Origin of the sequence: Bradyrhizobium sp. DN3 (genome assembly GCF_041357655.1) — a bacterium.
In the GTDB taxonomy this organism is placed as follows: domain Bacteria; phylum Pseudomonadota; class Alphaproteobacteria; order Rhizobiales; family Xanthobacteraceae; genus Bradyrhizobium.
In genome coordinates this window covers 1-1064 of the sequence record NZ_JAULLN010000085.1, presented here as the reverse complement: position 1 = coordinate 1064, position 1064 = coordinate 1, and the positions used below count along the sequence as shown (strand labels likewise).

Genomic DNA, 1064 nt, shown 5'->3' with positions numbered 1-1064 from the left:
CCGGCCGCCGCCGTGCCGGACAGCCAGGCGGTCGGCAGGGTCCAGAACACGCCGAAGCAGCAGAACACGCCGATCGCGGCGACCGTCAGCACCACCATCGTGAGGGTGGGATCGGTGAGATAGGAGGAGATGCCGAGCGCGACCGCGGTGAGCAGCAGCGGCGCGCCGACATGCATCACGCGCTCGCGGCTCGCATCCGAATGCCGCGCCCACAGGATCATGGCGATGGTGCCGAACAGATAGGGGATCGCGGTGACGAAGCCGGTCTGCGCGTTGGTGAGGCCGAAGGCCTTGACGATCTGCGGCAGCCAGAACTGCATGCCATAGAGCGCGCCGACGAAGCCGAAATAGATCAGGCTGAGCGCGATCACCTTCGGCGACGACAGCGCCTGGCCGAGCGAGGGATGCTTCACCGCCTGCTTGATGGCGATCTCGGAATCGAGTTTGGCCTTGAGCCAGGCTTTCTGCTCGGCCGAAAGCCAATTCGCCTTCTCCGGTCGGTCGGTGAGATAGAACCAGGTGACGAGGCCGAGCAGCACCGAAGGAATGCCCTCGATGATGAACAACCACTGCCAGCCCTTCAGCCCCATGATGCCGTCGAGCCCGAGCAAGAGGCCCGAGATCGGCGCGCCGATCACGGTCGAGACCGGCACGGCAATGGCGAACGCTGCGAGGAAGCGGGCGCGGTATTCGGCCGGATACCAATAAGTCAGATACAGGATGATGCCCGGGAAGAAGCCGGCCTCGGCGACGCCGAGCAGGAAGCGCAGGACGTAGAAGCTGGTGACACCGCTGACCAGCGCCATCAGCGCCGAGATGATGCCCCAGGTCACCATGATGCGGGCGATCCAGCGGCTGGCGCCGAATTTCTCCAGCGCGAGGTTGCTCGGCACCTCGAAGATGAAATAGCCGATGAAGAAGATGCCGGCGCCCCAGGAGAAGATCAGCGGCGTGAACTTCAGCTCCGCATTCATGGTCAGCGCGGCGAAGCCGAGATTGACGCGGTCGAGATAGGAGAAGAAGTAGGCCAGCACCAGGAACGGAATCAGGCGCCAGGAGATGGC

The 1064-nt window shown here is 64.2% G+C and carries 1 protein-coding gene; it reads right to left on the bottom strand.

The features are described 5' to 3' along the window. Positions 1-1064: MFS transporter (locus AAE027_RS39445; protein ID WP_479714280.1), on the bottom strand; the 1064-nt coding region annotated here is incomplete at both ends.